Annotated in this window: 22 protein-coding genes; 9 read left to right on the top strand and 13 right to left on the bottom strand. The window is 37.5% G+C overall.

Annotated features, from left to right (window positions below):
- Nucleotides 1–4: 4 nt before the first annotated feature.
- Nucleotides 5–1432 carry an L-serine ammonia-lyase gene (locus KYH19_RS19870; RefSeq protein ID WP_219076366.1) on the bottom strand — a complete coding sequence of 476 codons (1428 nt, stop codon included), beginning with the start codon at nucleotides 1430–1432 and terminating at the stop codon, nucleotides 5–7.
- Nucleotides 1433–1637: 205 nt separating this feature from the next.
- On the opposite strand from KYH19_RS19870, the gene KYH19_RS19865 reads away from it, so the two are divergent.
- Nucleotides 1638–4526: a hypothetical protein gene (locus KYH19_RS19865; protein ID WP_219076365.1), complete on the top strand. Its 2889-nt coding sequence runs from the start codon at nucleotides 1638–1640 to the stop codon at nucleotides 4524–4526.
- A 2-nt stretch (nucleotides 4527–4528) separates the two neighbouring features.
- On the opposite strand, the gene KYH19_RS19860 is transcribed toward KYH19_RS19865, so the two are convergent.
- The 9 genes from KYH19_RS19860 to KYH19_RS19820 all read right to left on the bottom strand — a co-directional run bounded on the left by KYH19_RS19860 (nucleotide 4529) and on the right by KYH19_RS19820 (nucleotide 13127).
- Nucleotides 4529–5188 carry an MgtC/SapB family protein gene (locus tag KYH19_RS19860; RefSeq protein ID WP_132395990.1) on the bottom strand — a complete coding sequence of 220 codons (660 nt, stop codon included), beginning with the start codon at nucleotides 5186–5188 and terminating at the stop codon, nucleotides 4529–4531.
- A gap of 216 nt (nucleotides 5189–5404) precedes the next feature.
- Complete coding sequence (groL, locus tag KYH19_RS19855; protein ID WP_219078973.1) at nucleotides 5405–7042, bottom strand: chaperonin GroEL; 1638 nt, start codon at nucleotides 7040–7042, stop codon at nucleotides 5405–5407.
- Nucleotides 7043–7173: 131 nt separating this feature from the next.
- Nucleotides 7174–7464: a co-chaperone GroES gene (gene groES, locus KYH19_RS19850; protein WP_025141798.1), complete on the bottom strand. Its 291-nt coding sequence runs from the start codon at nucleotides 7462–7464 to the stop codon at nucleotides 7174–7176.
- 238 nt (nucleotides 7465–7702) lie between these two features.
- Nucleotides 7703–8467 (bottom strand): TIGR03915 family putative DNA repair protein, encoded by a 765-nt coding sequence (locus KYH19_RS19845; protein WP_219076364.1) that lies wholly within the window; start codon nucleotides 8465–8467, stop codon nucleotides 7703–7705.
- 124 nt (nucleotides 8468–8591) lie between these two features.
- On the bottom strand, nucleotides 8592–9848 hold the full coding sequence (locus tag KYH19_RS19840) for a putative DNA modification/repair radical SAM protein (protein ID WP_219076363.1): 1257 nt from the start codon (nucleotides 9846–9848) through the stop codon (nucleotides 8592–8594).
- 238 nt (nucleotides 9849–10086) lie between these two features.
- A complete protein-coding gene (locus tag KYH19_RS19835; protein WP_219076362.1) occupies nucleotides 10087–10731 on the bottom strand; it encodes an HD domain-containing protein in 645 nt (214 codons plus the stop codon).
- Nucleotides 10732–10804: 73 nt separating this feature from the next.
- Nucleotides 10805–11086 carry a helix-turn-helix domain-containing protein gene (locus KYH19_RS19830; RefSeq protein WP_219076361.1) on the bottom strand — a complete coding sequence of 94 codons (282 nt, stop codon included), beginning with the start codon at nucleotides 11084–11086 and terminating at the stop codon, nucleotides 10805–10807.
- A gap of 300 nt (nucleotides 11087–11386) precedes the next feature.
- The gene (locus KYH19_RS19825) at nucleotides 11387–11881 is read right to left on the bottom strand and encodes a hypothetical protein (protein ID WP_193419536.1); all 495 of its coding nucleotides are present in this window, start codon (nucleotides 11879–11881) and stop codon (nucleotides 11387–11389) included.
- Nucleotides 11882–11948: 67 nt separating this feature from the next.
- Nucleotides 11949–13127 carry a class I SAM-dependent RNA methyltransferase gene (locus tag KYH19_RS19820; protein WP_219078972.1) on the bottom strand — a complete coding sequence of 393 codons (1179 nt, stop codon included), beginning with the start codon at nucleotides 13125–13127 and terminating at the stop codon, nucleotides 11949–11951.
- Between the two features lie 71 nt (nucleotides 13128–13198).
- Here KYH19_RS19820 and KYH19_RS19815 point away from each other — a divergent pair, with 71 nt between their 5' ends.
- The 3 genes from KYH19_RS19815 to KYH19_RS19805 all read left to right on the top strand — a co-directional run bounded on the left by KYH19_RS19815 (nucleotide 13199) and on the right by KYH19_RS19805 (nucleotide 16511).
- Nucleotides 13199–13564 (top strand): DUF3127 domain-containing protein, encoded by a 366-nt coding sequence (locus KYH19_RS19815; RefSeq protein WP_057933226.1) that lies wholly within the window; start codon nucleotides 13199–13201, stop codon nucleotides 13562–13564.
- A gap of 279 nt (nucleotides 13565–13843) precedes the next feature.
- A complete protein-coding gene (locus KYH19_RS19810; protein WP_219076360.1) occupies nucleotides 13844–15664 on the top strand; it encodes a sensor histidine kinase KdpD in 1821 nt (606 codons plus the stop codon).
- Nucleotides 15665–15815: 151 nt separating this feature from the next.
- Nucleotides 15816–16511 (top strand): response regulator transcription factor, encoded by a 696-nt coding sequence (locus KYH19_RS19805; protein WP_219076359.1) that lies wholly within the window; start codon nucleotides 15816–15818, stop codon nucleotides 16509–16511.
- Between the two features lie 188 nt (nucleotides 16512–16699).
- Here the strand turns inward: KYH19_RS19805 and KYH19_RS19800 are convergent, their stop codons facing one another.
- Both KYH19_RS19800 and mqnB read right to left on the bottom strand, forming a co-directional pair.
- On the bottom strand, nucleotides 16700–17548 hold the full coding sequence (locus KYH19_RS19800) for a menaquinone biosynthesis family protein (RefSeq protein WP_219076358.1): 849 nt from the start codon (nucleotides 17546–17548) through the stop codon (nucleotides 16700–16702).
- 118 nt (nucleotides 17549–17666) lie between these two features.
- Nucleotides 17667–18290, bottom strand: coding sequence for a futalosine hydrolase (gene mqnB / locus KYH19_RS19795; RefSeq protein ID WP_219076357.1), 624 nt, complete (start codon nucleotides 18288–18290; stop codon nucleotides 17667–17669).
- Nucleotides 18291–18477: 187 nt separating this feature from the next.
- On the opposite strand from mqnB, the gene KYH19_RS19790 reads away from it, so the two are divergent.
- The 4 genes from KYH19_RS19790 to KYH19_RS19775 all read left to right on the top strand — a co-directional run bounded on the left by KYH19_RS19790 (nucleotide 18478) and on the right by KYH19_RS19775 (nucleotide 24314).
- On the top strand, nucleotides 18478–18888 hold the full coding sequence (locus tag KYH19_RS19790; protein WP_029274209.1) for a 6-carboxytetrahydropterin synthase: 411 nt from the start codon (nucleotides 18478–18480) through the stop codon (nucleotides 18886–18888).
- A 12-nt stretch (nucleotides 18889–18900) separates the two neighbouring features.
- Entirely contained in the window at nucleotides 18901–19536 is a 636-nt protein-coding gene (gene folE / locus KYH19_RS19785) for a GTP cyclohydrolase I FolE (RefSeq protein WP_219076356.1), read from the top strand.
- A gap of 81 nt (nucleotides 19537–19617) precedes the next feature.
- Nucleotides 19618–20499: an ACP S-malonyltransferase gene (gene fabD, locus KYH19_RS19780; protein ID WP_219076355.1), complete on the top strand. Its 882-nt coding sequence runs from the start codon at nucleotides 19618–19620 to the stop codon at nucleotides 20497–20499.
- Nucleotides 20500–20582: 83 nt separating this feature from the next.
- Complete coding sequence (locus tag KYH19_RS19775; RefSeq protein ID WP_219076354.1) at nucleotides 20583–24314, top strand: HAMP domain-containing sensor histidine kinase; 3732 nt, start codon at nucleotides 20583–20585, stop codon at nucleotides 24312–24314.
- A gap of 32 nt (nucleotides 24315–24346) precedes the next feature.
- On the opposite strand, the gene KYH19_RS19770 is transcribed toward KYH19_RS19775, so the two are convergent.
- Complete coding sequence (locus tag KYH19_RS19770) at nucleotides 24347–25249, bottom strand: hypothetical protein (protein ID WP_219076353.1); 903 nt, start codon at nucleotides 25247–25249, stop codon at nucleotides 24347–24349.
- Nucleotides 25250–25452: 203 nt separating this feature from the next.
- Between KYH19_RS19770 and KYH19_RS19765 the strand changes: the two genes are divergently transcribed.
- Nucleotides 25453–26997: a glycoside hydrolase family 10 protein gene (locus KYH19_RS19765; RefSeq protein ID WP_219076352.1), complete on the top strand. Its 1545-nt coding sequence runs from the start codon at nucleotides 25453–25455 to the stop codon at nucleotides 26995–26997.

Below are 26997 nucleotides of genomic sequence, written 5' to 3'. Positions count from 1 at the left end.
TGAATTAACACTCTGGCAAACTGATCGGAATATTTGTTGCCAATCCTCCATCAGATGTTTCTTTATATTTGGCATTCATATCGAGGGCAGTTTCCCACATCGTATTTACTACAGCATCTAAACTTACTTTTGCCTTATCAGGATTGCTTTGTAGCGCCAGCTGACTAGCTGTAATGGCCTTAATGGCACCCATGGTATTTCTTTCGATACAAGGAATCTGTACCAAGCCGCCAATCGGATCGCAGGTTAAACCCAGGTGATGTTCCATGGCAATTTCTGCGGCCATTAAAACCTGTCTTTGCGAGCCGCCTAAACACTCCGTTAGCGCTGCGGCAGCCATGGCTGAGGAAACGCCAATTTCGGCCTGACAACCACCCATAGCGGCTGATATAGTTGCTCCTTTTTTGAAAATACTGCCTATTTCTGAAGCACAGGCAATAAACTGGATGATTTTTTCTTCGTTATAGCCGTCGCAAAAGGTAATAAAATATTGCAATACCGCTGGAATTACCCCAGCAGCACCGTTGGTAGGGGCGGTTACCACACGACCAAAAGATGCATTTTCTTCATTAACGGCTAAGGCAAAACAGCTTACCCAATCTAAAATATAATTAAAACCGTTTCCACCTTTTCTAATGGCTTCTACCCAGCTATTATAATCTGAATATTCACTTTTTCCAATTAACCGCTTATTTAGTGGAAATGCCCGTCGTGCTACATTTAAACCACCTGGTAAAAAGCCTGTAGTATGACAACCACGGTAAATACAATCGCGCATTACGGCGAAATGTTGTAAAATGCCTTTTTTTGTCTCTGCTTCAGTGCGCCAGGCCAATTCGTTTTCCATTACAATTTCGCTCACTTTTAAACCTGTTGACAGGCACCAGTGTAATAGTTCTTTTGCTTTTTCTACTGGAAAGGGTAGGTCTACCTGGGCCTTTTTGCTATTGTCTTCGCCTTCTTTGATTACAAAACCACCCCCAATGGAGTAATAGGTCTCAGAAAAAGCTTTACCATCCTTTAAAAATGCCTGGAAAGTAACCGCATTTGGGTGAAAAGGTAAACTTTCGGCAAAAAGAAAAAGGAGATCGTTATCGTAATCGAAATCAAGAATTAAATGACCAGCGAGATTTAATTTCTTATCTCTTTGAATGCTTTCGAAAGTAGGGGTAACCGCATCAACATCAAAAGTTACCGGATCAGCTCCTGTTAAGCCGAGTAAAATAGCAACATCCGTTCCGTGGCCTTTACCTGTTTTAGCAAGCGAACCATAAAGCAGTATTTTGATACCCTCAACATCATCAATTAAATTGTTTAGGGCGAGTGAAGCTGTAAATTGTTGCGCAGCCCGCCATGGCCCTAAAGTATGTGAGCTGGATGGGCCAATACCTATTTTAAAAATATCGAAAACTGAAATTTGTTCCTTGATCATTATGAATATAGTTACACAAAGCTATGATTGTTTTATGATTTTGGATAAATTAATTTTGGGTGGAGATGAAAATGCTTTACCTTAGAAAATCTAATCCGAATGCTCTAAAAATGGTGTTTTGCAAATACAATGGATGTTTCTTTTTGCAATGCCCTAAATAAATCGATAATATTATATTTACGCCATTCTAAAGTTAAACAGCCTCATGAAGTGTTTTTGCACAGTTATCTTTATTTTATTTTTTGCTTATTTATCAAGGGCACAAAGTCCATTTTCAAATTTTCCTTCTGACCCTGATAAAATATATGCTTCAGCTGTAGACCGTCTTCAGTATGATAACTTGATAGAACCTGTAAATGGATTAAAATTATCGGTAAAAGAGATCAGCAAACTTGAAAAATACCGCAAAAAACTTCCTTCTATTGTATACCTGGAGCTTGAATTTAAGAATCAGGACGAGCTTAACCAGCTGGTAAATACACTCAAAGAATTTATTAACCTTAAAGCCGTTCAGTTTAACGGGCCTTTTTTTTGGAGAGAGAATTCAGTTGAGCAGATGGTACTACCAGAAGCAATTTCGACAAATAAGCAGATTGAAGCGGTAAAATTTTATGGAAAGGTAAATTTCGACTTGCCTGCAGCACTCAATACTTTACGTAAGCTGGACAATTTAAAAAGACTTATTTTTGAATATTCAAATCTTAAAACAATACCTGTTGAACTCCTTCAGATCAAAAAACTCGAAACTTTACAGCTCAGCTCATCAATAAAAGAGCTGCCCCAGTGGTTTTCTCGGTTGGATAACCTTCGGTCATTAAAGCTTGTTTTTGATAGTTTAAATTACAATCAAGGATTTGGTATACTATCAAAACTTAAAAATTTAAATTTTTTAGTCCTTGGTTATCCTGTGGTAAATTATAATATTTCAACGGGTCTAAAAAATAGCAAACTCGAACATGTTCAGATTTTTTCAGCGGATTTAACCGATGCGAATAGTTTTTTTCAGGCGATATCTGCCAGTAAAAATTTAAAAACCCTGGAGATAAGGGGTGCGAAATTTGATAAAATGCCAGCCAGCATTTCAAAATTTAAAAATCTTGAAGTATTTAAGATTTATAGCAACGAGGCAATTGAAATGCCGGATGAAATCGGCGATCTGAGCAAGCTTAAATTACTATCCATTTCAACGAAAATGAGTACTATACCCATTACTATTGGAAAACTCAGCAACTTAGATAGCCTGTGCCTGAATTACAATAATTTTTCTGGAATACCTGATGAGTTAGGACGGTTAAAAAAATTAAGATTTTTAGATTTAAGCAGTAACAAATTAAAACTGCTTAACTCCAAAATTGGAGATTGTACGGCTTTGCAACATTTATGGCTTAATGCCAATCCTTTGGTACAATTACCAGCGACAATAGGTAGTTTAAAAAATCTTACTGTTTTAGAAGCTCAATATTGCAATCTTCAATCAATTCCCCGTACGATTAGTAGCTTAACGAAGCTTGAAAGCATTAATTTAAACGATAATCTGATCAGTGATTTTCCAGAGGGGCTGATTTCTCTAAAATCGTTAAAGGTGTTAAATTTTGGTTATAACCAAATTTGCATGCTGCCATCTACAATAGGCAATTTAGCACAATTGAATGTGCTGCTGCTAGGCTCAAATAACATTAAAACCCTGCCTGAAAGTATCGGTAAACTAAACGCCTTAAAAAAACTGGATTTAAGTTTCAACGATCTGGATTCACTTCCCCATGAAATGGAAGATCTTTCGGCTCTGGAAGAAGTTTACCTTTATACCTCTACAATAGATGAGGCGAGGAAAAAAAGCTCTGTGAGAGGGATTTACCGGAAAGAAGATCCAAATCCAAAACGTACAATCTCTGTGAACCACTTGAAAAACTTCCCCCTTAACCTCAGTAAATGGGGAAACCTTAAAAAAATCTTTTTAAGCAATAATACAGGCATCAATTCAGTACAAGTATTTGAGGGATTATTTTCTTCTCCATCTAAAGCCTATATCGTTGAACTCGAAAATTGTGGAATACAAGAGTTGCCAGTAGCCGGCTGGAATAATTTTTTTGCCAGTGATTTAAATCTAGGTGGAAATAAGATTTCGATAGTGCCTGAAAATATAAAATCGGCACCATATCTCTATAAAATTAATTTGAACAGGAACAGACTTAAAACACAACCTGTAAACCTGAATCAATATGTTGATAGTAAATACGAAAAACAACTTTGGTTTATTGATTTGGGGGTTATAAATGAAAATGATCTGCCCAAAACAGACTCAGTGGTGCTGGCACTAGTGAATAAAAGTAATAATCATTATTATCGAAAGGAATTTAACAGATCAGTTGATCTCGCAAATAAGGCGATGAAAATCAATGAAAACCTAACCCTATCTAAAATATTCATGAATAATTTAGGTGAAGCGTCTTACGAGATAGGTGAGTATGAAAAGGCAATAATCTATTTAACCAAAGCGATACAACGTGATACTGCAGGAGGAGTAAGGATTATGAACTTCGTTATTCCTGATTTTGAATTCCGTGCCAAGAGTTACCTAAAATTAAAAGATACGGTTAGCGCCATTAAAGATTATGAAACCCTGGCCCAAAATTTTAGTGATAGCTGGGGCGACGTGGGGCTTTTGTACAGAACTATTGGTAATAATGCCGCTGCAGATGATGCGTTTGAAAAAGGGATAAAGAAATATGAAGATCAGATCAGTTATGCAAAAAAAAATAAACAGGCAGCAGAAATGCTGCAGCTAAGTTTACTGGAACTGATGATTGTTAAGGAAGATTTTAAGAATGCTGAAAAATATTCCGATGAGTTGGAGAAGGGATTTAACGATAATGCCCATAAAACCTTACTCAGTTACTTAAAGGCATGTTCGCAAATAGGAAGTGGTTCATTTGATTATTACAGTTTGCCAAAACTCTACAGTGCTATCGCTTTAAATAAAAAATCGATCACGGGTTGGGGTTACGAACTGTTTTTTAAATGGCTGAGGATAACTAAAATTCCCAATGACAAAGCAATTTCGATGAGAGAAATAACGGATCGCATCAAACCGTAAATTTAAAAATCAAACTCTATAATCTCTTTGTCTTTTAGCATGCGCTCTACAAATTTCTGGTGGTTTTGTGGTGTGCCGGTAGCTGTCCAGTTTCCTGTAATGATGTTGTTTACCAACTGATGCTTGCCACGTTGCGGCTTCAACTTACTTTCCCTGAAAACTTCTTCGTAACTTTCTAAATCGCCATGCGTATGTTGTTTTTTAACGATGCGATAGATCCGCTTGGTGAAACGACGGTCGCCAATTTCTTCTAAAAATGGGAAGATAATCAAAGCCAGCATAACCACAATGGTAACACCAATGGCCTGCTCGTAATAACCTGATCCAACAGCCATTCCAATTGCGGCAACTATCCAGATAATACAGGCTGTGGTAAGTCCTTTAACGCGGTTTTCTTCTTTGAAAATTACTCCAGCGCCTAAAAAACCAATGCCGGTAACAATATTCGAGGCAATACGGTCTTGACTGTTTGGCGCGATATTGACGGAGAGGATAGTAAATAAGGTAGCACCCAAACCAATCATCATCATGGTTTTTAGTCCGGCAGATTTACTTCTGTATTCCCGCTCAGCTCCGATTATGCCGCAAAGTAGGGTGGCCAATAAAAATTTATTGATTTCACTTTGGGTAATGAAATGGTTTTGGTCTATAATTTCGTTCATTGCCTTTAATTATCACTGGCAAATTAATAAAAATCATAACATCTCAGGCCATTTGCCCTACCACCATTTGAACTATTTGGAAAATTTTTCTCGTAACCCATAAACTAAAGCATTTTATAGTGTTGGTGGGGCTTCTTTCTGCTACAGCATAAAAAAAACCTCAAGGCATTATACCTTGAGGTTTTTTACACGAAATCGTTTCGTTACAAGTGGATATTACATCATACCACCCATACCGCCGCCGCCCATTGGAGGCATTGGAGAACCACCTTCTTCAGGTTCGTCTGCTAAAACAACTTCTGTAGTTAATAACATCGCTGCAATAGATGCTGCGTTTTCTAAGGCTACACGGCTTACTTTAGTTGGGTCAATAACACCTGCTCCAATTAAGTTTTCGTAAACATCAGTACGTGCATTATAACCGAAATCGGCTGTACCTTCTTTAACTTTTTGAACTACGATAGAACCTTCAATACCTGCGTTTTCGCAAATTTGACGTAGTGGCTCTTCAATAGCGCGACGGATGATCTGGATACCAGTGTTTTCATCTTCATTAGCACCTTTTAAGTTTGCTAAAGCTTCAACAGCACGGATAAAAGCAACACCACCACCAGCAACAATACCTTCTTCTACAGCCGCACGGGTTGCATGTAAAGCATCATCAACACGGTCTTTTTTCTCTTTCATTTCAACTTCACTAGCTGCACCTACATAAAGAACTGCAACACCACCAGCCAATTTAGCCAAACGCTCTTGTAATTTTTCTTTGTCGTAATCAGATGTAGTCGTTTCGATCTGAGATTTAATCTGGCTAACACGAGATTTAATATCTTCTGAGTTACCAGCACCATTGATTACAGTTGTATTGTCTTTATCAACAACAACTTTCTCAGCAGAACCTAAGTAAGTTAAATCAGCATTTTCTAATTTATAACCTCTTTCTTCTGATACTACAATACCGCCGGTTAAGATCGCGATGTCTTCTAACATCGCTTTTCTTCTGTCACCAAAACCTGGAGCTTTAACAGCTACAACCTTCAATGAACCACGGATTTTATTAACTACTAAAGTAGCTAAAGCTTCGCCATCTAAATCTTCAGCAATGATGACTAATGGTTTACCAGTTTGAACAGTTTTTTCTAAAACAGGCAACAATTCTTTCATGTTGCTGATTTTTTTGTCGTAGATTAAAATGTAAGGATTTTCTAATTCAGCTTCCATTTTATCTGCGTTAGTCACAAAATATGGAGATAAGTAACCTCTGTCAAATTGCATACCTTCTACTGTTTTAACTTCAGTTTCAGTACCTTTTGCTTCTTCAACAGTAATTACACCATCTTTACCAACTTTGCTCATTGCCTCAGCAATTAACGCGCCGATTACTTCATCGTTGTTAGCAGAGATAGACGCAACTTGTTTGATTTTATTGTTGTCTTCACCTACAGTTTGCGATTGTGCTTTTAAGTTTTCTACAACAGCAGCAACAGCTTTATCAATACCACGTTTTAAATCCATTGGGTTTGCACCTGCAGCAACGTTTTTAATACCTGTAGTGATAATTGCCTGAGCCAATACAGTAGCCGTAGTTGTACCATCACCAGCAATATCAGCTGTTTTTGAAGCTACTTCTTTAACCATTTGAGCACCCATGTTCTCAACAGCATCTTTCAATTCGATTTCTTTCGCTACTGTAACACCATCTTTAGTGATTGCTGGTGAACCGAATTTTTTATCGATAATTACGTTACGGCCTTTTGGGCCTAATGTTACTTTTACTGCATTTGCAAGAATATCAACACCTCTTTTCAGGGCGTCGCGTGCTTCTACGTTATATTTTACTTGTTTTGACATTATTTTTTAAATTTTGAATGATTGTATGAGAGAATGATTGAATTTATATTCTTTTCATTCTAACATTATTATTTTATTTGTTGATTTAATGCTGAATTCTCTCATTATAAATTCAGTCATTCAATCCTAAATTATTACCCAACAACAGCGTAAATATCAGTTTCGCGCATAATCAGGTAATCTTTACCTTCGTAAGGGAACTCAGTACCGCCGTATTTACCATAAATTACAACATCGCCAACTTTTACACTCGCTTTTTTACCTTCAGAATCTTCTTCAGAAACAGATACTACAGTTCCTTTAGATGGTTTTTCTTTTGCAGTATCAGGGATATACAAACCTGATGCAGTTTTTTCTTCTGCCGCAGCCGGTTCAACGATTACTCTGTTCGAACTGCCAGCAATTGGTTTAAGGTTTAACGCCATAACTTCTATTATTTTTTATTTTGATTTTAAGTTTTTTAACTATGCATACATTTAACACTTTTTATGCCAAGTGGTTTGGAGGGACAAATTTTCACCAAACTGTCAATCTTTTCACACTAATGGAGAATGCGGGTGTCAGCATGGCAGTAAGTTTTCGTTTTTTTTAGCAAACTTATGTATATTCAGAGTGGACAACTTACTAGCCTGGTATGCTATTAAAGTTGTCAACTCTTGTTCGCTAAACCGGTGCTTTTTCTGTCAAGTATTTCCAATACCTTTTGGGTACATGCTGCACATGCAATTTGGTGTTTTTGCGGGCTACAATATTTGCACTTTTAAAATAGTCTTTCCAAAGCGTTGCATATAAAGCTTCGCCTTCATCCATTAAAATTGATGGCGGGTTTTGTTTATTTATACCGTTGGTAAAACTAATTGTGATTTCTTCAACAGTGGTTAAATTATAGTGTAGGCCATACTTCCGTTTTAAATCATAAATTACCCATTGCTGATCGGCATACCGGTTTTTAAAATGATTGGATATTAAAGGTAAAACATTAAAATCAGGATCGATACTGGCATAAAATATTCCATCGCCCGTTTTTTGAAAGCGGATAAATGCCTCCATCCTGTGTTTTTCCCGCTCTACACTTTTGGCATATTTAGCTAAGGCAATTACATGTTCGTTGCCATAATTATTTTCGGCGCCTAACTGATTTTGAAAAATATATAAGGCAAACTGAAAAAGGTGATTGTAAGCTTCAGGGATTTCTGATAAATAACTGCAATAAAATTTACGGAGCCAATCCTTTCTCAGTTTCTTTTCCAATCCTGCCCAAACCCGGTCTGCTTTTTCTGCATCAGTAATAATGGTAAAACTTTCTGCAAAAGCTTCCGGCTGAAACATTTCGGTTGATTTGAGCATCACTTTGCCAGGCTTGCGCTCAAACCATTCAAAAGCGGCAGTTAGAAGCCCTGGAAGTGAACCATCGAAAATGTAGGTCATAATATATTATATTGACAGGTTTTTATATTGGTCTTCATTCCCGCGCAGGCGGGAATCTTAATGCAATAGCTTCAAGATTCCCAATCAAGTTGGGAATGACGCGTCTCCTTAAACGACAGTGCTTTTAAAACAAAAGTATCTGGTTGCTATCTGTTTTTAAATATTTGCTTTGGCTTTCGGCCAAAATAAAAGCTTTAATCTGAGTCCCCTGATAATCTTTAAGTTGATAGGGACTGTCCAGGCAAACAATAAAATGTTTGGCCCGGTTATAAGCCACCCCGATTTTCTTTAACTGATCAATCCTGAGTTTTCCGAATTTTCTGGCCTGCACAATTTTTTTGGCCGACATTACGCCAATTCCCGGTATCCGGAGAATCATTTTATAATCAGCTGTATTAATATCGACAGGGAAATGTTGCATATTTCTAATCGCCCAGCTTAACTTTGGATCAATATCAATATCAAGGTTTGGATTGGCGTCGTTTAAAATTTCCTGTACTTTAAAGCCATAAAACCGCATCAGCCAGTCGGTTTGGTACAAGCGGTTTTCCCTTAACAGCGGTGGCTGTGTGCCTAAAACCGGCATACGGCTATCGTTACTAATGGGTACATAGCCCGAATAATACACCCTCTTTAGTGCAAAGTTTTTATAAAAAGCATTGGCCGTGTACATAATATCCTTATCGCTTTCGGGTGTAGCACCAATTACCATTTGGGTACTTTGGCCTGCCGGTACAAATTTGGGTACATGTTTAATCAGTTTTTTATCTGCGGTAAACTGCGTAATCTGTTGCTGTACAAACCCAAGTGGTTTAATTACATCTGCATGGTTTTTCTCTGGCGCCAAAAGCTTTAATCCGGCCTCGGTAGGCATCTCTAAATTGATACTCATTCGGTCGGCATACAAGCCAGCTTCTTTTATTAATTCATCGCTGGCTCCCGGAATAGTTTTTAAATGGATATAACCATTGTAATTTTGTTCCAAACGCAATTTTTTTACCACCAGGAGTAAACGTTCCATGGTAAAATCGGCATTTTTAAAAATCCCTGAACTTAAAAACAATCCCTCGATATAGTTCCGTCGATAAAAATTCATGGTGAGTTCTACCACTTCATCTACTGTAAAGGCTGCACGTTTTATATCATTACTTTTCCGTGAAACACAGAACAAACAATCGTAAATACAATGATTGGTTAGCAGGATCTTTAGTAAAGAAACGCATCTGCCATCTTCTGTATAGGTATGGCAAATGCCAGAGGTATGACTATTGCCAAGCCCTTTTGTATCATTCTTTCTCGTGCCGCCACTTGATGAACAAGAAACATCGTATTTAGCGGCGTCAGCAAGAATATTTAATTTTTCACGAATGCGATCAGACATAGGGTAGTGTTTGCTAACAAAGATAGTTTAATAACTAAAAATATTAGCAAATTGATTTGTTTAATCTATTCGATTTTGGAATAATCGTATTAAACTGTTCAAATAATCAACTTTCTGTCCAGCAAGGGCTGATGCCAAAGATTAATTTCGTCCAGTGGTTTAAAAAAGATTTTTTTTTAAAAGTTATGCCTTTTCCGCCAGCTACAAAGATCTGGGTTTTAAATAGTCTTGCTGTGAGTTATTTGCCTTCCCATTCTTTATAAAAATGTTCCAGGTAGAGCAGCATAAAATTGTGCCTTTCTATTGCTATTGTTTTTCCAGCTTCTGTATTCATCATGTCTTTCAACAGGAGTAGTTTTTCGTAAAAATGATTAATCGTAGGGGCAGTTGTATTTTTATAACTTTCTTTGTTAAGGTGCACTTCCGGTAAAATAGCCGGATCATAAAGCACCCTGTTTTTGAATCCTCCATAGGTAAATGCCCTGGCAATTCCAATAGCTCCAATAGCATCTAAACGATCCGCATCCTGTACAATTTGCATTTCTTTTGAAGTAAAACCTGAACCATCAAAACTATTTTTGAACGACATGTTCTGTATAATTAACTTAACATGCGCAATAACCTCAGTTTCAACAGCAATTGATGCTAAAAATGAAGCAGCCATGTTTGGTCCCAGTTCTTCATCACCGTTATTGAATTTAGGATCAGCAATATCGTGTAGCAATGCGGCAAAGGCTACCACGAGTTCATCACCATTTTCTTGTTGATTAATGGTTTGAGCCGTTTTAAAAACACGTTCGATATGGAACCAATCATGCCCTGCTTCGGCATTGGCAAGTGTTTTCTGAACAAAATCGATGGTTTTTTGGATGGTAGCCTGCATAGTTCTAAATTTATCCCAAAGGTATTGGAATTATTTGCAGGGTAAAAGAAATGATATCAACAACGACCGGGAATTAACCCACGGCCGTTGTTCTGCGTTCGTCATCAGCAATAATTTTAATTAAATCATTGTGGTTGAGGGTCAATAAATGAGAGACTTCAACTTCTAAAATTGCTGCGATTTGAAATAAACGGTCGATAGTAAGTTTACTATAGCCCAACTCAATCTTGCTGTATGCATTTTGAGAAATTTTTAATTTCGCCGCGAGATAATCCTGAGTATAGTCTCTGTATTCTCTAATTTTTCTGATATTCCCGGCAACATTTTTTGTCTTTAAAGCCAATACATTTTCCATAAAAGGGATAAATTTTTAATGTTTTTTATTACGTACGAAACTTTTATTCCTATAGATTTTAAAAATGTAAATTTTTAGCACTATTAAGAATTATACGAACCGGGAAAGACAACTAAATATGATAACAAAAAACGGCATAAAATGTTTAGGCGTTTTGTTTTTGTTGATCGGAAGGTTGTTAAAGTGATTTTTTTAGAGAGATGAAAGGGAATGGGAGCGATGCGGGATATTTAAAGATATGTGTTAGTTACGGACAAAATTGCCAGAGAAAAGATTGGGGTAAGAAATTAACTGCAAAGGTTAATATAACCCCCAGTCATCTTCAAACTCATCTTTTTCGAAATGTTTAACCCATTCGATAAAGAGTAGACGAAATTTTTCAATTTCGTCTAAAACAATGTCTTTATATTCCGGAGTGCAGATTTCGAACATATCTGCCGCTCTTACCTGGGTTTCTAATTCACGACAGTTGGTTCGGATAATAGAAGCATTTTCCATTCTCAAAATATACATATCTGCACCCTCTGCTCCAACAATTTTAGGGCAAAGCATCAGTGCATTCTGCATAATTAAGTTGGCTGTCATTTCGGCCATCTCTCCCTCCAGTGTTTCGCAGAACAGGGCGGCATATTTGTACACGGCTCTTGCCTGGTTATAAAGACTTTTAGCCCTGGTTACTTTCAGCCTAACCTTTTCGGCATCAACACTTGATAGGTTTTCTTCATCTTCATCATCCCGGCCAAATCGGCTAAAATGCTCCCATTCGGGCATATGATCCATGTCATCAAATTCCATATTTTTTCAAAATTTTTACGTTATGGTACGTAAGAGAGTGTAATATATTAATTTTCAATCAAAAAGACTAGGCCTCAATTAGTGGCGTCCGGCGAGAGCCATCATATAATTCATACTCTAGTAAACGACAGTCTAGTTTACCATTATAAAATTCTACTTTTTTAGCAGCTTTTAATCCAATTTTCTTTGCAAGGTCAGGATTTCCGGTGAAAATATATCCCGAATAACCTTTACATTTCGTTTTCATAAAATCGCCCATGCGTTTATACGTCAATTCCAGCTTGCTGTGTACACCTAAGCGTTCGCCATATTCAGGGTTGAAAACAACAACACCTTTGCCGTCTTCAGGAACGGGTGTTAATTCAAAATCGCAAACTTCAAATTCAATTAAAGTATCAACACCTGCGGTTTTAGCATTTCTACGGGTTACTTCAACCGCATCTTCCGACAAATCGGAAGCTATAATTTTAAGATCAATATTTTTAATTACCTGGTCTTTTAAAATTCTGCGCTCAGCGAAAAAATCTTCTTCGTTATAACCTAATATATGCATAAAACCATAATTCATGCGATATAATCCCGGGGCACGGTTGGTGGCAATAAGGGCTGCTTCAATAGCTAATGTTCCTGAGCCGCACATAGGATTAATAAATGGCGATTTTTTATCCCAGTTGGTTGCTAAAATAACCCCAGCTGCCAAGGCCTCTAACATAGGTGCCTTTCCTGGAATTTTCCGGTAACCGTGTTTGGCCAGCGTTTCGCCAGAAGTATCCATAAAAACATCCGCATCGGCATCTTTCCAGTATAAATGCACTACTGCTTTGTTTGCGTCCGATCCGGAGTTAGGGCGGATGCCTTTTTTCTCTTTCATACGGTCTACAATGGCATCCTTTACTTTTAAGTTTGCAAAAAGCGGCGTAGTAATATTTGGGTTATCAACATTTGAGGTTACGGAGAAGTAACCCGAAAAATCAATCAGTTCTTCCCACTCAATTGCTGCAATTTCTTTATATAAATCATCTGGTGTAATGGCTTTGAAACTTTTTATAGCATATAGAATCTGACTGGCGCAGCGTAAGTTTAAATTTAGCTTAATACACTCTGTAAGGGTGATGTTGAGCTCAACACCCGTAGCAAAAGACCGCTCGATGGTATAACCTAAAGCTGTAACTTCTTCTTGTAAATAAGGCGAAAGGCGCTTGTTGCAGGTAATAATTACCTTGCTTTTATTGTGGAAAACTTGCATCATAATATATGCGAAGTTATCAATAAAATTATAGAGATTTGATGTTTATAGTACATTAAGTAGTATTAGTTATGGAAATTAAAGGAAAAGTACACGAAGTAGGTGCCACACAACAAGTAAGTGAAACGTTTAAAAAACGTGATTTAATAGTAGAATACGCAGAAAATCCAACATACCCAGAATATATTCGTTTTGAGGCTTTACAAGATAAAACTGCATTATTAGATACATTTAAGGCAGGAGATGAGGTTGAGGTTTTCTTTAATTTACGTGGTCGCCCCTGGACAGATAAAGCGGGTAAAACATCATATTTTAACAGTTTGGTTATTTGGCGTATCAATGCAGTTGCAGCAGGTGCTCCGGCAGCTACGCCAGCTTATGCAGCTCCGGTTGATGTAAGCAATGCGCCAGGTGAAGATGATGATTTGCCTTTCTAAATAAAGAGTCTTTTTTAAGCAAACAATTTTGAACCATGCCGAGGCCTAGCCTCGGCATTTTTTTTGCCCATGCCAGACTTCCGAAGTTTGGTGTGGCTCAGGCCGGGTAAACTTCGGAAGTCTAAGGCAACCACCAAACTTCGGAAGTCTCCCAATGCTTCGCGCTGTTAAAATATGTTAAAAACAAACACTTGGCTTAGCTATTCAGTATTTTTGATATCTATTTAGATTTAAGAAGATTATGCCCGGGTTTTTTTAGTTTAAAAACCAATCCAGTTCATGAAGAAAAGAAGTTTTTGGTTAATTACGGTTTTAATGACGGTAGCGCTACTGGGCGTTTTTGTAATGCAATTGTATTACATCCGGGAATCGTATAAACTAAAATCCCAGCTTTTTGACGAGCAGGTAAATCAAACGCTAACTTCGGTAGTTAATAAAATACAACGTAGAAATGTTGCCGATCACCTCAACCGCAAAGATGCAGAAAACAAGCTGAAACAGCTCCAGGATTCGAGGCAGCGTGTGCTTGATATTAAAGATTTAAGACAGCAATATGTACAGGAGGCTGAGCTTCGCCAGGTTGAGCGCGAAAATCAGATCGAAAATTACCTTAACCAGCAAGATAGTATTATACGTAACGCTTACCGTGCACCTGATGTAATTTCAGAAAAAGAATACAGTTCTTTAACCTCGAAAAACGGCGATAAGCTCGACCTGCAGATGGATGCTTTCGTGGACATGAAAAGTCTGATTATTAAAGGTTACAGCATGCGTACCAAGCCTTTTTCTACGCCGCCAAAAGCATTCGAGTTTAAAAGTTTACAAAGTTTGCCCGATACGTTAAGGTACCTGGTTTTCGATCCGAGGGATGGTAGCCCGGGTTTTGCCAATGTTCCGAAAATACCAAGCGACTTACAGAAAAAGTTTAAACGGGAAGATGAGATTGCTAAAAAGCATTTAGAACTAAAAATAGCAGCGCTGGGCAAAGATACTTTTTCGTATACAAGGTTAAGCATGGTTGAGGATGTGTCTAAAGAACTGCAGGAAACAAATGTGCCAATTTATAAACGCATTAATTTTAGCTCTTTAGACCGTTTATTAAAGCAAGAGCTCCTTGCCAATAATATTTCATTAGTGCCTTCTTACCGGGTTTCGTTAGCCAGAAAAGATTCGACCATTTTTATGGCGGCTTCTAACGTTAAAGGAGAGTTTTTACCCGAAAACACCTATAAAACACCTTTGTTTGGCAACGATATTTTTCGCGATCCCGGAATGCTCTACGTTAGTTTCCCGAATAAAAATTCGGCTATTATAGCTAATCTAAGTGTTACACTAGCCTCATCAATTAGCCTGTTGCTGGTGCTTGTTTTTATCTTCTCTTATACGCTTTATGCTATTTTAAAGCAGAAAAAACTGTCGGAAATGAAAACAGATTTCATCAATAATATGACGCACGAGTTTAAAACGCCTGTGGCTACTATTATGATTGCCAGTGAAGCTTTAAAAGATCCGGAGGTGACAGAAGATAAAGCCCGGTTAAAACGTTTGGCGGGGATTATTTATGATGAAAATGTTCGCCTGGGAAGTCACATCGAACGTGTTTTAAGTATTGCCCGCTTAGAAAAGGGTGAGCTTAAAATGGAGAACACCGACGTAGATGTGAACGATTTAATTGTGATTGTGTTGGATAGCATGGAATTGCAGCTGCAGAAAAGGAATGCCATTATTAATGTGCATACCGATGCAGAAAATGCCGTTATATATGGCGATGAGCTGCATCTATCCAATGTAATTTATAACCTAATTGATAATGCGAATAAATATAGTAGTGATACGCCGGAAATTACCATTAGGACCCGCAATGCCGGCAAGAATTTAATTATCGAAATAGCAGATAAAGGAATAGGTATGACCAAAGAGCAGTCTAAAAGGATTTTCGATCAGTTTTATAGGGTGCCAACAGGTAATCTACATGATGTTAAAGGTTTTGGTCTGGGTTTAAATTATGTTCAGGATATTATTAAAAAACTAAATGGAACGGTGAAGGTAAGTAGCGAAAAAGATAAAGGAACAACGTTCGAAATATCTTTACCTTTATAAAAGCCTGCTTTATTGATATATTAAAATTGAACGGGTTATGGTTTGTATTGTGGCGTAATTAATTTAATCTACAGCATCAATTAAACCGTTATGCATATTCACAATCAAACTCCCAATGTGGCGAATGCTACTATTGAATAAAAACAAGAAAATGAAAAAAATACTTCTGGTAGAAGACGACCCCAATTTAGGTTTATTGTTACAAGACTATTTGCAGTTAAAAGGCAAGTTTGATGTAGTATTATGCACCGATGGTGAGGATGGATTGAGAACATTTAATAAGCAAAACTTCGATTTATGTATTTTAGATGTGATGATGCCCAAAAAAGATGGTTTTACCTTGGGTAAAGAAATCAGGAAGGTAAATACACAAGTGCCCATTATTTTTGCAACGGCTAAAACCATGCTGGAAGATAAATCTGCGGCCTATGATTTAGGTGGTGATGATTACATCACTAAACCTTTCCGTATAGAAGAGCTTTTACTGCGTATTAATGCGATGTTTAAACGTGTAGCCAATAAAACAGATAACAGCGATGAGACCGCCGAAACACAGTTTTCTATCGGTCAATATCATTTCGATTATACTACCCAGATTATTACCGATAGTGATCATCAGCAAAAACTCTCTACCAAAGAAGCTGAGCTGTTGCGTTTATTGTGTTTGAAAAAGAATACCGTTTTAACCCGTGAAGAAGCATTGTTAAGTATCTGGCATGATGATAATTACTTTAATGGGAGAAGTATGGATGTGTTTTTAAGTAAGTTGCGCAAGTACCTTAAGGCCGATCCGACAGTAGAAATTATTAACGTACACGGAAAAGGTTATAAGTTGCTGGTGAGTTAGCACGGTGTTTAAATGTTGGATGTTGTAACGTTGAAATGTTCCACACTATCGTCATTTCGAGCGAAGAGCAACGCAGTCGAGAAATCTATTTAGATGGACCTTTTCACCGCGTCGTCACCCTGAACTTGTTTCAGGGGCTTTCATGAAAAAATTAGATCTCTCCACTGCGGTCGAGATGACGGGACGAATTAAATATACAAATTCTCCTGAATAGCAGGAATGATTCCACGTTCCTGCGCCAGTTTAAATAAGGTATCAACTGCTTTTCGGCCTTCTTCGCCAAGGTTTATACTGTATTTATTCACATATAATTCGATGTGTTTGTACATCACGCTTTCTTCCATCGCCTGGGCATGCTGGCGGATAAAATCAATCCCCGATTGTGGATGTGCAAAGGCAAACTCTACCGACTGGCGAACTAAACGGTTTACTTTTAACTGCAGATCATGGTCTAAATTACGGTTAATTACGATTCCGCCTAATGGAATGGCACACCCCGTTAGTTTTTCCCAATAATCGCCTAAATCAACAATTTTATTTAATCCCTTATCCTGATAGGTAAACCTGTTTTCGTGGATAATCAGTCCTAAATCAATTTGCTCATTAAGCAAAGCCGATTCAATTTCCGAAAAAACAAGTTCCTGTTTGTTTTGTAAATGGGGATAAGCAATTCCCAACAAAAAATTCGCAGTAGTATACTTTCCTGGTATTCCAACCCTCAGTTTGGAATCTGGTATTTGGAGTTCAGTGTCGTTTTCGCCATTAAAATGCTTCTTACTGATCAATAGCGGGCCTACACCAAATCCGAGGGCACTGCCTGCATCCAATAAAGCGTATTGGTTGGCTACGTAGGCAAATGCATGAAAACTTAGTTTAGTAATGTCTAATTCGCCCCTGAGTGCCTTTTGGTTTAAGGTTTCTACATCATCGTAAGAAACCTCAAATTCTAACCCTTCCGTATCAATTTTATGGTGAATAAGCGCATCGAAAATAAAGGTATCGTTAGGGCAGGGAGAAAATCCAAGTGTAAGTTTCATCTATTTATTTTTTTGTTTTCAGTTGTTAGATGGAGCCTTTGACAATTAAAATAATTATTTTAATTGTGTCAGGTTCATAAATCAAAATTAAGTACTGTTGTAAACTAATCAGTCATAATCAGTTCATTTCTCCAACAAAAGCAATGGCCCAATCGTTTAAGTTTTTAATGGCCAAACCAATTTTCCAATTGTCTTTATTTCTCGGTTCTACATAATTCGATATACTTCTAATCTGTAAACAATCTATATTTAACTGTTTACCGGCATAAAAAACAGCCGCACCTTCCATACTTTCAGTCGTTGGATTTAACCTCTTGATTAAATTTTTGATGCTTTTTTCGCTTCCCGTTACACAGTTCACAGTTATGCCTTTTGCTATAGGCAGGTTAAGGCTTTTTTGTGTCTTCGGGGAATAATGGTTCTCCCCAAAACCTAAATCACTTATGGTTAAAAATTCATCTCCATTTTCGGCACCCAGTTCGGCAAAAGTATCTTCAGTAATATTTAATACTGTACCTAAAGCGATATTCCGGTCGAAGCTTCCGGCAATGCCGAAATTTACCAAAAGGCTATATTTTGATGAAAGATGTTTACCCAGGGCAAAGGCTGTTGCTACCATCCCAACTCCGGTAATCAGCAAATCGAAATTTTTACTTTCCACAAAATCTCCGTCCGGTAAATTAAAATGCTGGTAAAAGAAGGTAAGTTCGGCTTTAGTAGCAGCAACAATTAAAGTTTTCATAAAGTAAAGTTAAGGAAATAGGAGGAATGTAAGACGTGGGATGGAATATGGATGATGGAAAGGGAGATCCGTGTAATCAAAGGAAAGAAAGACACAAGCTGATATGGAAGGGGAGTATATTTACATCGTCCATTATCCCTCTTCCATCATCCATTTTATCCGTATATTTGCATTTTATTTTATAGTAATGATTTACATAACGAGAAAAGCATCATTTAATGCGGCGCACAAATTGGCCCGTACCGATTGGGATGATGATAAAAATAATGAAGTTTATGGTAAATGTGCCAACCCAAACTGGCATGGCCATAACTATTGGTTATATGTTACCGTTAAAGGCGAAGTGAATCCGGAAACAGGTTTTCTGGTTGATTTGAAATGGCTGAAAGACGTAATGAACGATTATGTGGTAGATAAAGTTGATCATAAAAATTTAAATCTTGATGTAGATTTTATGAAAGGTAAACTGGCTTCGACCGAAAATCTGGCCATTGAAATCTGGAAACAACTTTGGGCTCCTATTGCAGAGAGCGGCGCGGTTTTACATTGCGTAAAAATCTACGAAACCGAAAATAATTTTGTTGAGTACTTTGGTTAAAAACCTAAATTAATGAGCAATAAAGACGTATTAAAAGGCGAATCAAAAGACGGTTATGTAAAAATAGACCGTTACAATGAAGATAAAATTGAAGCTGTAGCTACACATTATAAAGATATTCTTAGTCAGCTAGGAGAAAACCCTGAGCGCGAAGGTTTATTAAAAACGCCTGAACGTGTGGCTAAAGCATTGCAATATTTAACACATGGCTACGATTTAAAACCCGATGAAATCCTAAGATCAGCCATGTTCGAAGAGGATTACAGTCAAATGGTGGTGGTTAAAGATATTGAAGTGTATTCGATGTGCGAACACCACATGTTGCCGTTCTTCGGGAAAGCACATATTGCTTATATTCCTAACGGACACATTGTGGGTTTAAGTAAAATTCCTCGTGTAGTTGATGCTTTTGCACGTCGTTTACAGGTACAGGAACGTTTAACGAACGAGATTAGAGATTGTATTCAAAATACCCTTAGCCCCATGGGCGTTGCAGTGGTGATTGAGTGCAGGCACTTATGTATGTCTATGCGTGGCGTACAAAAGCAAAACTCGGTAACTACAACATCTGCCTTTACAGGAACTTTTTTAAGTAACGATAAAACAAGGTCTGAGTTTTTGAGGTTGATTACAGCGAGTTTAGATTAGCCCCCTGCCCCCTTAAGGGGGTGTGGATTTAACGATAACATTTAAAAAATATTTAATTTCCCCTTTAGGGGATTAAGGGGTATGAAAGCATATATTTTTCCCGGACAGGGAGCACAGTTTGTAGGTATGGGTAAAGATCTTTACGAAAATCCCAAAGCCGCAGTATTATTTGAACAAGCCAATGAAATTATCGGTTTCCGCATTAGCGATATTATGTTTAGCGGAACAGATGAAGAGCTTAAGCAGACCAATGTAACCCAGCCAGCGATTTTTTTGCATTCGGTGATATTAGCCAAGGTGTTAGGCGATGATTTTAAACCAGATATGGTTGCCGGTCACTCTTTAGGCGAATTTTCTGCTTTAGTGGTTGCAGATGCATTAAGCTTTGAAGATGGATTAAAACTGGTTATTGCCCGGGCAAATGCCATGCAAAAAGCATGTGAGGCACAACCATCAACCATGGCAGCTATTTTAGGTTTAGCTGATGATGTGGTTGAAAAAATCTGTGCCGAAATTGATGCTGTAGTGGTCCCTGCAAATTACAACTGCCCCGGGCAATTGGTAATTTCGGGCAGCATAGAAGGTATTGATCTTGCTTGTGCCAAATTAACTGAAGCCGGAGCAAAAAGAGCGTTAAAATTAAACGTAGGAGGTGCTTTTCACTCTCCTTTAATGGAGCCGGCAAAAATCGAATTACAAGCGGCTATTGAAGCCACTAATATTGCATCACCAATCTGCCCTGTTTATCAAAATGTTGATGCTAAGCCCTATACAGATCCAGCTGAAATAAAAGTTAATTTAATTAAACAATTAACCGGTGCTGTGCGTTGGACACAGACAGTAGGTAACATGCTTGCAGATGGCGCAACTGAATTTGTAGAGGTTGGCCCTGGGAATGTATTACAGGGATTGGTTAAGAAAGTAAGCCGCGAAGTACAGACAAGTAGTGCTGTAATAGCTTAATTTATTCAAATAGAATATTAGCGCCATAAACTTAACTGTTTATGGCGTTGTTTTTTATCAATATTTAATATCTTTATCCGTAGATGAAAATGAGCTTTGGTGTAAAAATAAGATTTCTATTGCTTGTTTTGGGCTGTTGCCTCATGGTAACTTCTATTTCGCTAAGCAGGTTTACCACCAGGGGTGAGCTGTTAGAACACGATGCAGAAGAAATTCAACAGAAGATTTTAATCAAAGAGAAAGCTGTACAAACATTTTTGGCCAATAAGCAGGAAGTTGCCAAAGCCAAACAATTTCATCTGAATCCTAAAAATGCAATTGATTTTATTACATCTTTTCGCGAGAATAATGGAATAAATCTATTAACCTTTCAAAATAATCAGCTTAAGTTTTGGAGTAGTTATAAGGTTTCTGAAATAGATCCAACTACCATAAAAGAAGGCAGTTCAGTACTGTTTTTTTATAATGGCTGGTACGAGGTGATTAAAAGTACCCAGGGAAATTTCAGCCTTATTTTCCTAATCACTATTCAATCTCAATATCCGTTTAAAGAAACAAAGTATTTTAAGAATAATATTGATCCTGTTTTATCCAAAACAAAAATACTAACATTTGCCTCTTTTACAGACAAGGATGTTTATGTAATAAAAAACCTCGAAAATAAATTTTTATTCGGGCTAAAAGTAAAGCCAGGATATGCAGAAACCCATTATTCTGGTACGCAATTATGGCTGTTTATTGCAGGTATGTTATGCATCTGCATGTTTTTTAACTCTTTAAGTTCGTTTATTGCCAGGCGTGGACATATTGCCTGGGGTACTTTTTTACTGTTGTTTTTCTTCTTAGCCTTTAGGTTAACAGATTTATATTACGGTTGGTTTAATCACAGGTTTAACTTAGATCTGTTTGATCCAAGAATATATGCAGATAATTTCCTGATGCCTTCTTTAGGCGATTTCCTGTTGAACGTCATCGCACTCACCTGGTTACTCTTGTTTATGTATAACCATAAGGAACAATATAAATTTCCGGAATGGATTAAGCGTAGTAAAATAATTGGAATTGTTATTCAGGCCGGATTAATGGTGTTTATAGGCCGGATTGTTTGGGATACCGATGATATTTTCTTCGGATTGATTTTTAACTCAAAAATTAATTTCGATATCATTAATATCCTTAAGCTTAGCGGGACCAGCTGGGTAGGGATTGTAATTTTATGTTTAGCCTGGTTTCAGATTTACCTCATAACAGCTGTCTCGGCAACGATAAGCAGTCAATTAAATGTGAGCAATAAAGAGCGGGTTATTATTTTCCTCATCGGCTTTGCCGGCGTTTTTATTTACAAGTTATTGGTAGATTTTAATGCCTTTTTTATCGTTTTTGCGCTAGTGTTATTTATAGTAGCACGGGCAGTTTATTTAAAAGAGAAGAACTTTTCAATCGGCATGTTTGCCATTGTATTTTTCTGTCTGGCTTTTAACACTTCTATTAAGTACACCAAGTATAAAGATATTAAAGAAAGAAGTTTGCGCGAGCCTTTGGCCAGAAAAGTGCAATCGTCAGAAGATCCGAATGCAATTGTTGCTTTAGGTACTTTAGGTGATGAAATTGTTAAAGATACTTTTCTAACAAGCTATTTTAGTCAAAACCGGAAGGGTGGTTATGCGGTGCTCAAAAATCATATTAAGGATTATTTGGATGGCTATTTAAACCGATACGATTATCAGATTTATCCATACGATAAAACGGGAGCTGCAATGGAAAATTCTGATACGCCACCCATTAATAAGTATAAAAACCTGGTAGAAGCTGGCTCTGTTAAAATAGATGGATCTAACTTTTTTTATCAGGTAAACAATACTTTTGGTTATCAGGATTACTTTGGGATCATTTCGGTTGTAAACAGTGGCAGTTTATTGGGTACAATTGTTATCGAACTACGGTCGAAGCCATATAATTATAATAATCGGCTGCCCGATCTCCTGGGAGATCAAAAATTCATTAAAGACGAAGATTTTAAAGGTTATTCCATCGCCTTATATAGCAATAATAAATTGCTTAATCAGTCTGGAAATTATACATATCCTTTAGATGGAAGCGCGTTTAAAGGCAAAAAGGACGATTTTATAATCAGTAATGATGATGAGCTTCATTACAGCCATTTAATTTACAAACCTACTGATAGCAAGATGGTTGTGATTAGTAAAGAGAAGGTGGATTATGTAGAACGTTTGGCCGCGCTGTCGTTTTTCTTTCTGATATTTATTATCTTCTCCTTGTTACTTTATGGGTTAATATGGTTAATTAAAAACCTTGATGATGATAAGGTAGGCTGGTTCAGTATCAACAGATCTTTAATGATCAATGCCAACAAGATTTTGTATAAAACCAGAATCCAGGTATCTATTGTATTGGCTGTAGTGGCAACGCTGGTTATTGTGGGTTGGGGAACTTACTACTATATGAACAATGAGTATCGTGGGCAGCAAGATGCGATATTAAAGGATAAAATAAGGAAGGTTCAGCAGAATTTCGAAAAGCAGGTTTTTAGTAGTGGCATTATTGAAAACGATGAGAATGCTGCAGCAGATTTTAACAATTTTGCCGATATCAATAATGCCGATTTAAATTTATATGATCTGAGTGGCAGCCTGATCATGACGACCTATCCCAAGCTCTATAATTATAAAATTATCGGTAAAAAAATGGGACCGAAAGCCTTCTTTTCTTTAAGTGGTTTACATCGGTCAGAATATATTAATCCTAAAGAGAATATTGGGAATTTAATTTATGCTGCTGCATATGCCCCCATCAGGAATGCGCAGAACAAAACAATCGCTTATATTGGTTTGCCGAACTATTCTAACGAAGAGGAGTATAGTGATAAACTTGCGCTTTTTGTAAGTAACCTGATTAATCTCTACGCGTTGGTATTTGTGGCTATTGGTGTATTGGCTGTATTTCTGGCTAATCAGATTACCAATCCCTTAACCTTTATTCAGGAAAGTATCAGTAAAACTAAAATAGGGCAAAAGAATGAGCCTATTGTATGGCGCAGGCATGATGAGATCGGCTCTTTAATTAAGGAATATAACCATATGATTTCGGCCTTAGAAGATAGTGCAATCAAGCTGGCCCGATCGGAAAGAGAGAGTGCCTGGCGCGAAATGGCGAAACAAGTTGCTCACGAAATCAAGAATCCACTAACGCCTTTAAAATTAGGTGTTCAATTGTTAGAGAAGTCGTGGAAGGAGAAGGATCCAAACTTCGAACTTAAATTTAATAAGTTTAGTAAATCATTTATAGAACAGATTGATAGTCTTTCGAAAATCGCATCTGAATTTTCTAATTTTGCAAAAATGCCTGATACCAAGCTGGAGCGGCTTTCTTTACTTCCAATTATTGAGCAGGCAAGAGAGGTATTTAAAAGCACCGAAAACGTTACTATTGATGTGCTCAACAAAAGCGACAAAGATATCGAAATCATGGCTGATCACGATCAGTTGTTGAGGACGTTTAATAACCTGCTTAAAAACGCGATAGAAGCTATAGATGAAGAAACCTTATGCTGCATTACCATTGTTGTATATGTAGATGCGAAAAATGCATATATAGAAATAAAGGATAATGGAAAAGGTATACCACCAGCTCTGCATGATAAAATATTTGTACCTAACTTCACTACCAAAACATCAGGTACAGGTTTAGGCCTGGCATTTGTAAAACAGGCCGTAGAAAATGCCGGCGGTTCAGTTAAGTTTACTTCTATAAGCGGCCTGGGAACAACGTTCTATTTGAACTTTCCGTTAGCATAAATTAAAAAAGGTAGATTGGTAAAGATGGTGAATTATCTCAGCTCCACTTGGGCCTTCCCCATGGTATTGCCATCAGCATATAAAATTACGGTATATATGCCCTTTATAAATGGCTTTGGGTTTGCCCAGTCGATAACATAGGTGCTGTCATCGTTATTGTAGTCGATAAAAATAGAATGGCTAAATTGCATATCCTGCCCGTCAGCCTCAAAATGGTTTCCCTCATCTGCAAGCAGATTCCCTGCCGGATCAAATACCCGAAGGTAAATGTTATGATGTCCTTTTTCTGCTAAATGATTCGGCACAACGTTAAAGCGCACGCTTAATTTCTCAGCTGTAGACGATTTGCTCACTTCGACTTTTTTGCCGCTTGATTTTGTTCTGAAAGCAATAATTTCGGCCGATTGTAGCTTTAATGCTGCGGCAGTTTTAACTTTCGCATTTAAATTCGAGTTTTCGTTCTCTAAGTTAGATGCCCTGTTGCTGATGTTTCTCAGCGTATTCTGTAAGCTATCGCGACTGTTTTTTAGAAAAATATTGTCTTTCTGTAACTGAATAATCTGATCATTGTAGTTCTTTACAAATGTTTTCAGCTCATTAATTTGTGCATTTGCCTTGTCAATTTCGGCTTGGGTGATCTGGTTTTTTGCTAAAGCCACTTTAAGTTCTTCAATTTTTACCCGGGCAAGCTTCTGTTCCTCAACAAGCTTATCATTTAAATCAAGGTTCAATGCATTAACCTTATCCAACTCAACCTCAATCTTTTCTACCTCAAGCCTTAGTTTATCTTTCTCTGCACTAACGGTAACAAATTTTTCACTTTGCTTTCGATCTTTAAAAAACAAGTAAGCATTTGTGCCTATTAAAGCAGCAATAACGATGACCAGGAAGTAAATTTTGTTTCTATCACCCTTATTAATCTTTTGTGGTTCCATTTAATAACGCTGTATCTTCTGTAAATTAATATACTTTTGCTCTCCATAGGTAAATGGGGTACACAATTAATTTTAGCAGGGCGCAAATTAAAATTTTTAATAAACTTATAAGAGTTTTTAAAAAAAATCGTTTAATTGCTAATGTTCATTTGTATTCAAATTTACACAAACACACAACCTGAATAAAAAATAAGACACAAATAATGCTTAAAAACTTCCTATACGCACTTTTATCCTTAACTGTACTACCTTATATATTAAATGCACAACCTTTAGCAAAAATTGCACCAAAAAGGGAGTTTAGAGGTGTTTGGGTGGCAACTGTAACCAATATTGACTGGCCATCGAGGCCGGGTTTAAGTGTTGATCAGCAAAAGCAGGAACTGATCGGTATTTTAGAAAGACATAAAAGCCAGGGGATGAATGCCATTATTTTGCAGGTTAGGCCCGCAGCCGATGCATTTTATGCAAAATCCAGAGAACCCTGGAGCCAATGGTTGATGGGGAAACAGGGTTTGGCGCCAGCTCCTGGTTATGATCCTTTGGCTTTTGCCATTAAAGAAGCCCACTTCAGGGGAATGGAACTCCATGCTTGGTTTAACCCTTATCGAGCCAGTATGAGTAGCTCGACTGTGTTAAGCGAAAATCATGCTTATCGTAAACATCCCGATTGGTTTTTTACCTATGGGGGTAAAAAGCAGTTTGATCCGGGTATTCCGGATGTGAGGGAATATATTGTTCAGGTAATTTTAGACGTGGTAAAGGGTTATGATGTTGATGGTATTCACTTCGATGATTATTTTTACCCCTATAAATTAGAGGGGCAAACGATTAATGATAGTAATACTTTTTACAAATACCCTAATAATTTTTCCGATATAAAAGATTGGAGGCGTAATAACGTCGATATGTTGATTAAACAACTGGATGATAGTATTCACCATTATAAAAAATGGGTGAAATTTGGGGTCAGCCCGTTTGGGATCTGGAAAAATAAATACGAAGATCCCGAAGGTTCTGCTACCAGTGGTTTATCTAATTACGCCGAGCTTTTTGCCGATAGCCGTAAATGGGTTAGAGAAGGCTGGGTAGATTACATTAATCCTCAAATTTATTTTACGTTTACCAGAAGAGTTGCACCTTATGGGGTTTTAGTTGATTGGTGGAGCAATAATAACTTTGGCAGGCATGTTTACATTGGGCAGGGTGCTTACCTGGTAAATTCGCGGGCTGAAGCCGCCTGGAAAAACCTGAGCGAAATACCCAGACAGATCAGGTACCTGAGAGATAATAACCGAATTCAGGGGAGTGTATTTTTTAGTTCTAAATCATTAAGTACGGTTGCAAAGGCAGTTGGCGATTCGCTAAAGAATGATCTTTATAAATACCCTGCTCTGCCACCGCAAATGCCGTGGCTGGATGAGGTGCCGCCAAACGAGCCTCAGGCATTAACAGCTGATGCACTAAAAGATGGTGTGCATTTAAAATGGCAGCTTCCGTTAAAGGCTAAAGATGGGGAAACGGCTTCGGGATTTGTAATTTACCGATTTAATGAAGGAGAGAAAATTTCGATACTTGACCCTAAAAACATTGTTAAAATAAGCTTTGAAGATTATCTTTCATTCATTGATACCAGTGTAGAAAGTGGAAAACGGTACAGCTATCTCGTAACGGCATTAGATCGATTAAAAAATGAAAGTGAGCCCAGCGGACCTGTTGGCGTTGAAATTCCTTTAGCAAAGGAATAA

It is taken from the genome of Pedobacter sp. D749 (assembly GCF_019317285.1).
Taxonomy (GTDB): domain Bacteria; phylum Bacteroidota; class Bacteroidia; order Sphingobacteriales; family Sphingobacteriaceae; genus Pedobacter.
This window is presented reverse-complemented; position numbering and strand designations above follow the sequence as displayed.

Coding starts and splice junctions, on each gene's coding strand:
- KYH19_RS19870 (WP_219076366.1), bottom strand. CDS start 1,432: ATGATCAAGGAACAAATTTCAGTTTTCGATATTTTTAAAATAGGTATT.
- KYH19_RS19865 (WP_219076365.1), top strand. CDS start 1,638: ATGAAGTGTTTTTGCACAGTTATCTTTATTTTATTTTTTGCTTATTTA.
- KYH19_RS19860 (WP_132395990.1), bottom strand. CDS start 5,188: ATGAACGAAATTATAGACCAAAACCATTTCATTACCCAAAGTGAAATC.
- groES (WP_025141798.1), bottom strand. CDS start 7,464: ATGGCGTTAAACCTTAAACCAATTGCTGGCAGTTCGAACAGAGTAATC.
- KYH19_RS19845 (WP_219076364.1), bottom strand. CDS start 8,467: ATGACCTACATTTTCGATGGTTCACTTCCAGGGCTTCTAACTGCCGCT.
- KYH19_RS19840 (WP_219076363.1), bottom strand. CDS start 9,848: ATGTCTGATCGCATTCGTGAAAAATTAAATATTCTTGCTGACGCCGCT.
- KYH19_RS19835 (WP_219076362.1), bottom strand. CDS start 10,731: ATGCAGGCTACCATCCAAAAAACCATCGATTTTGTTCAGAAAACACTT.
- KYH19_RS19830 (WP_219076361.1), bottom strand. CDS start 11,086: ATGGAAAATGTATTGGCTTTAAAGACAAAAAATGTTGCCGGGAATATC.
- KYH19_RS19825 (WP_193419536.1), bottom strand. CDS start 11,881: ATGGAATTTGATGACATGGATCATATGCCCGAATGGGAGCATTTTAGC.
- KYH19_RS19820 (WP_219078972.1), bottom strand. CDS start 13,127: ATGCAAGTTTTCCACAATAAAAGCAAGGTAATTATTACCTGCAACAAG.
- KYH19_RS19815 (WP_057933226.1), top strand. CDS start 13,199: ATGGAAATTAAAGGAAAAGTACACGAAGTAGGTGCCACACAACAAGTA.
- KYH19_RS19810 (WP_219076360.1), top strand. CDS start 13,844: ATGAAGAAAAGAAGTTTTTGGTTAATTACGGTTTTAATGACGGTAGCG.
- KYH19_RS19805 (WP_219076359.1), top strand. CDS start 15,816: ATGAAAAAAATACTTCTGGTAGAAGACGACCCCAATTTAGGTTTATTG.
- KYH19_RS19800 (WP_219076358.1), bottom strand. CDS start 17,548: ATGAAACTTACACTTGGATTTTCTCCCTGCCCTAACGATACCTTTATT.
- mqnB (WP_219076357.1), bottom strand. CDS start 18,290: ATGAAAACTTTAATTGTTGCTGCTACTAAAGCCGAACTTACCTTCTTT.
- KYH19_RS19790 (WP_029274209.1), top strand. CDS start 18,478: ATGATTTACATAACGAGAAAAGCATCATTTAATGCGGCGCACAAATTG.
- folE (WP_219076356.1), top strand. CDS start 18,901: ATGAGCAATAAAGACGTATTAAAAGGCGAATCAAAAGACGGTTATGTA.
- fabD (WP_219076355.1), top strand. CDS start 19,618: ATGAAAGCATATATTTTTCCCGGACAGGGAGCACAGTTTGTAGGTATG.
- KYH19_RS19775 (WP_219076354.1), top strand. CDS start 20,583: ATGAAAATGAGCTTTGGTGTAAAAATAAGATTTCTATTGCTTGTTTTG.
- KYH19_RS19770 (WP_219076353.1), bottom strand. CDS start 25,249: ATGGAACCACAAAAGATTAATAAGGGTGATAGAAACAAAATTTACTTC.
- KYH19_RS19765 (WP_219076352.1), top strand. CDS start 25,453: ATGCTTAAAAACTTCCTATACGCACTTTTATCCTTAACTGTACTACCT.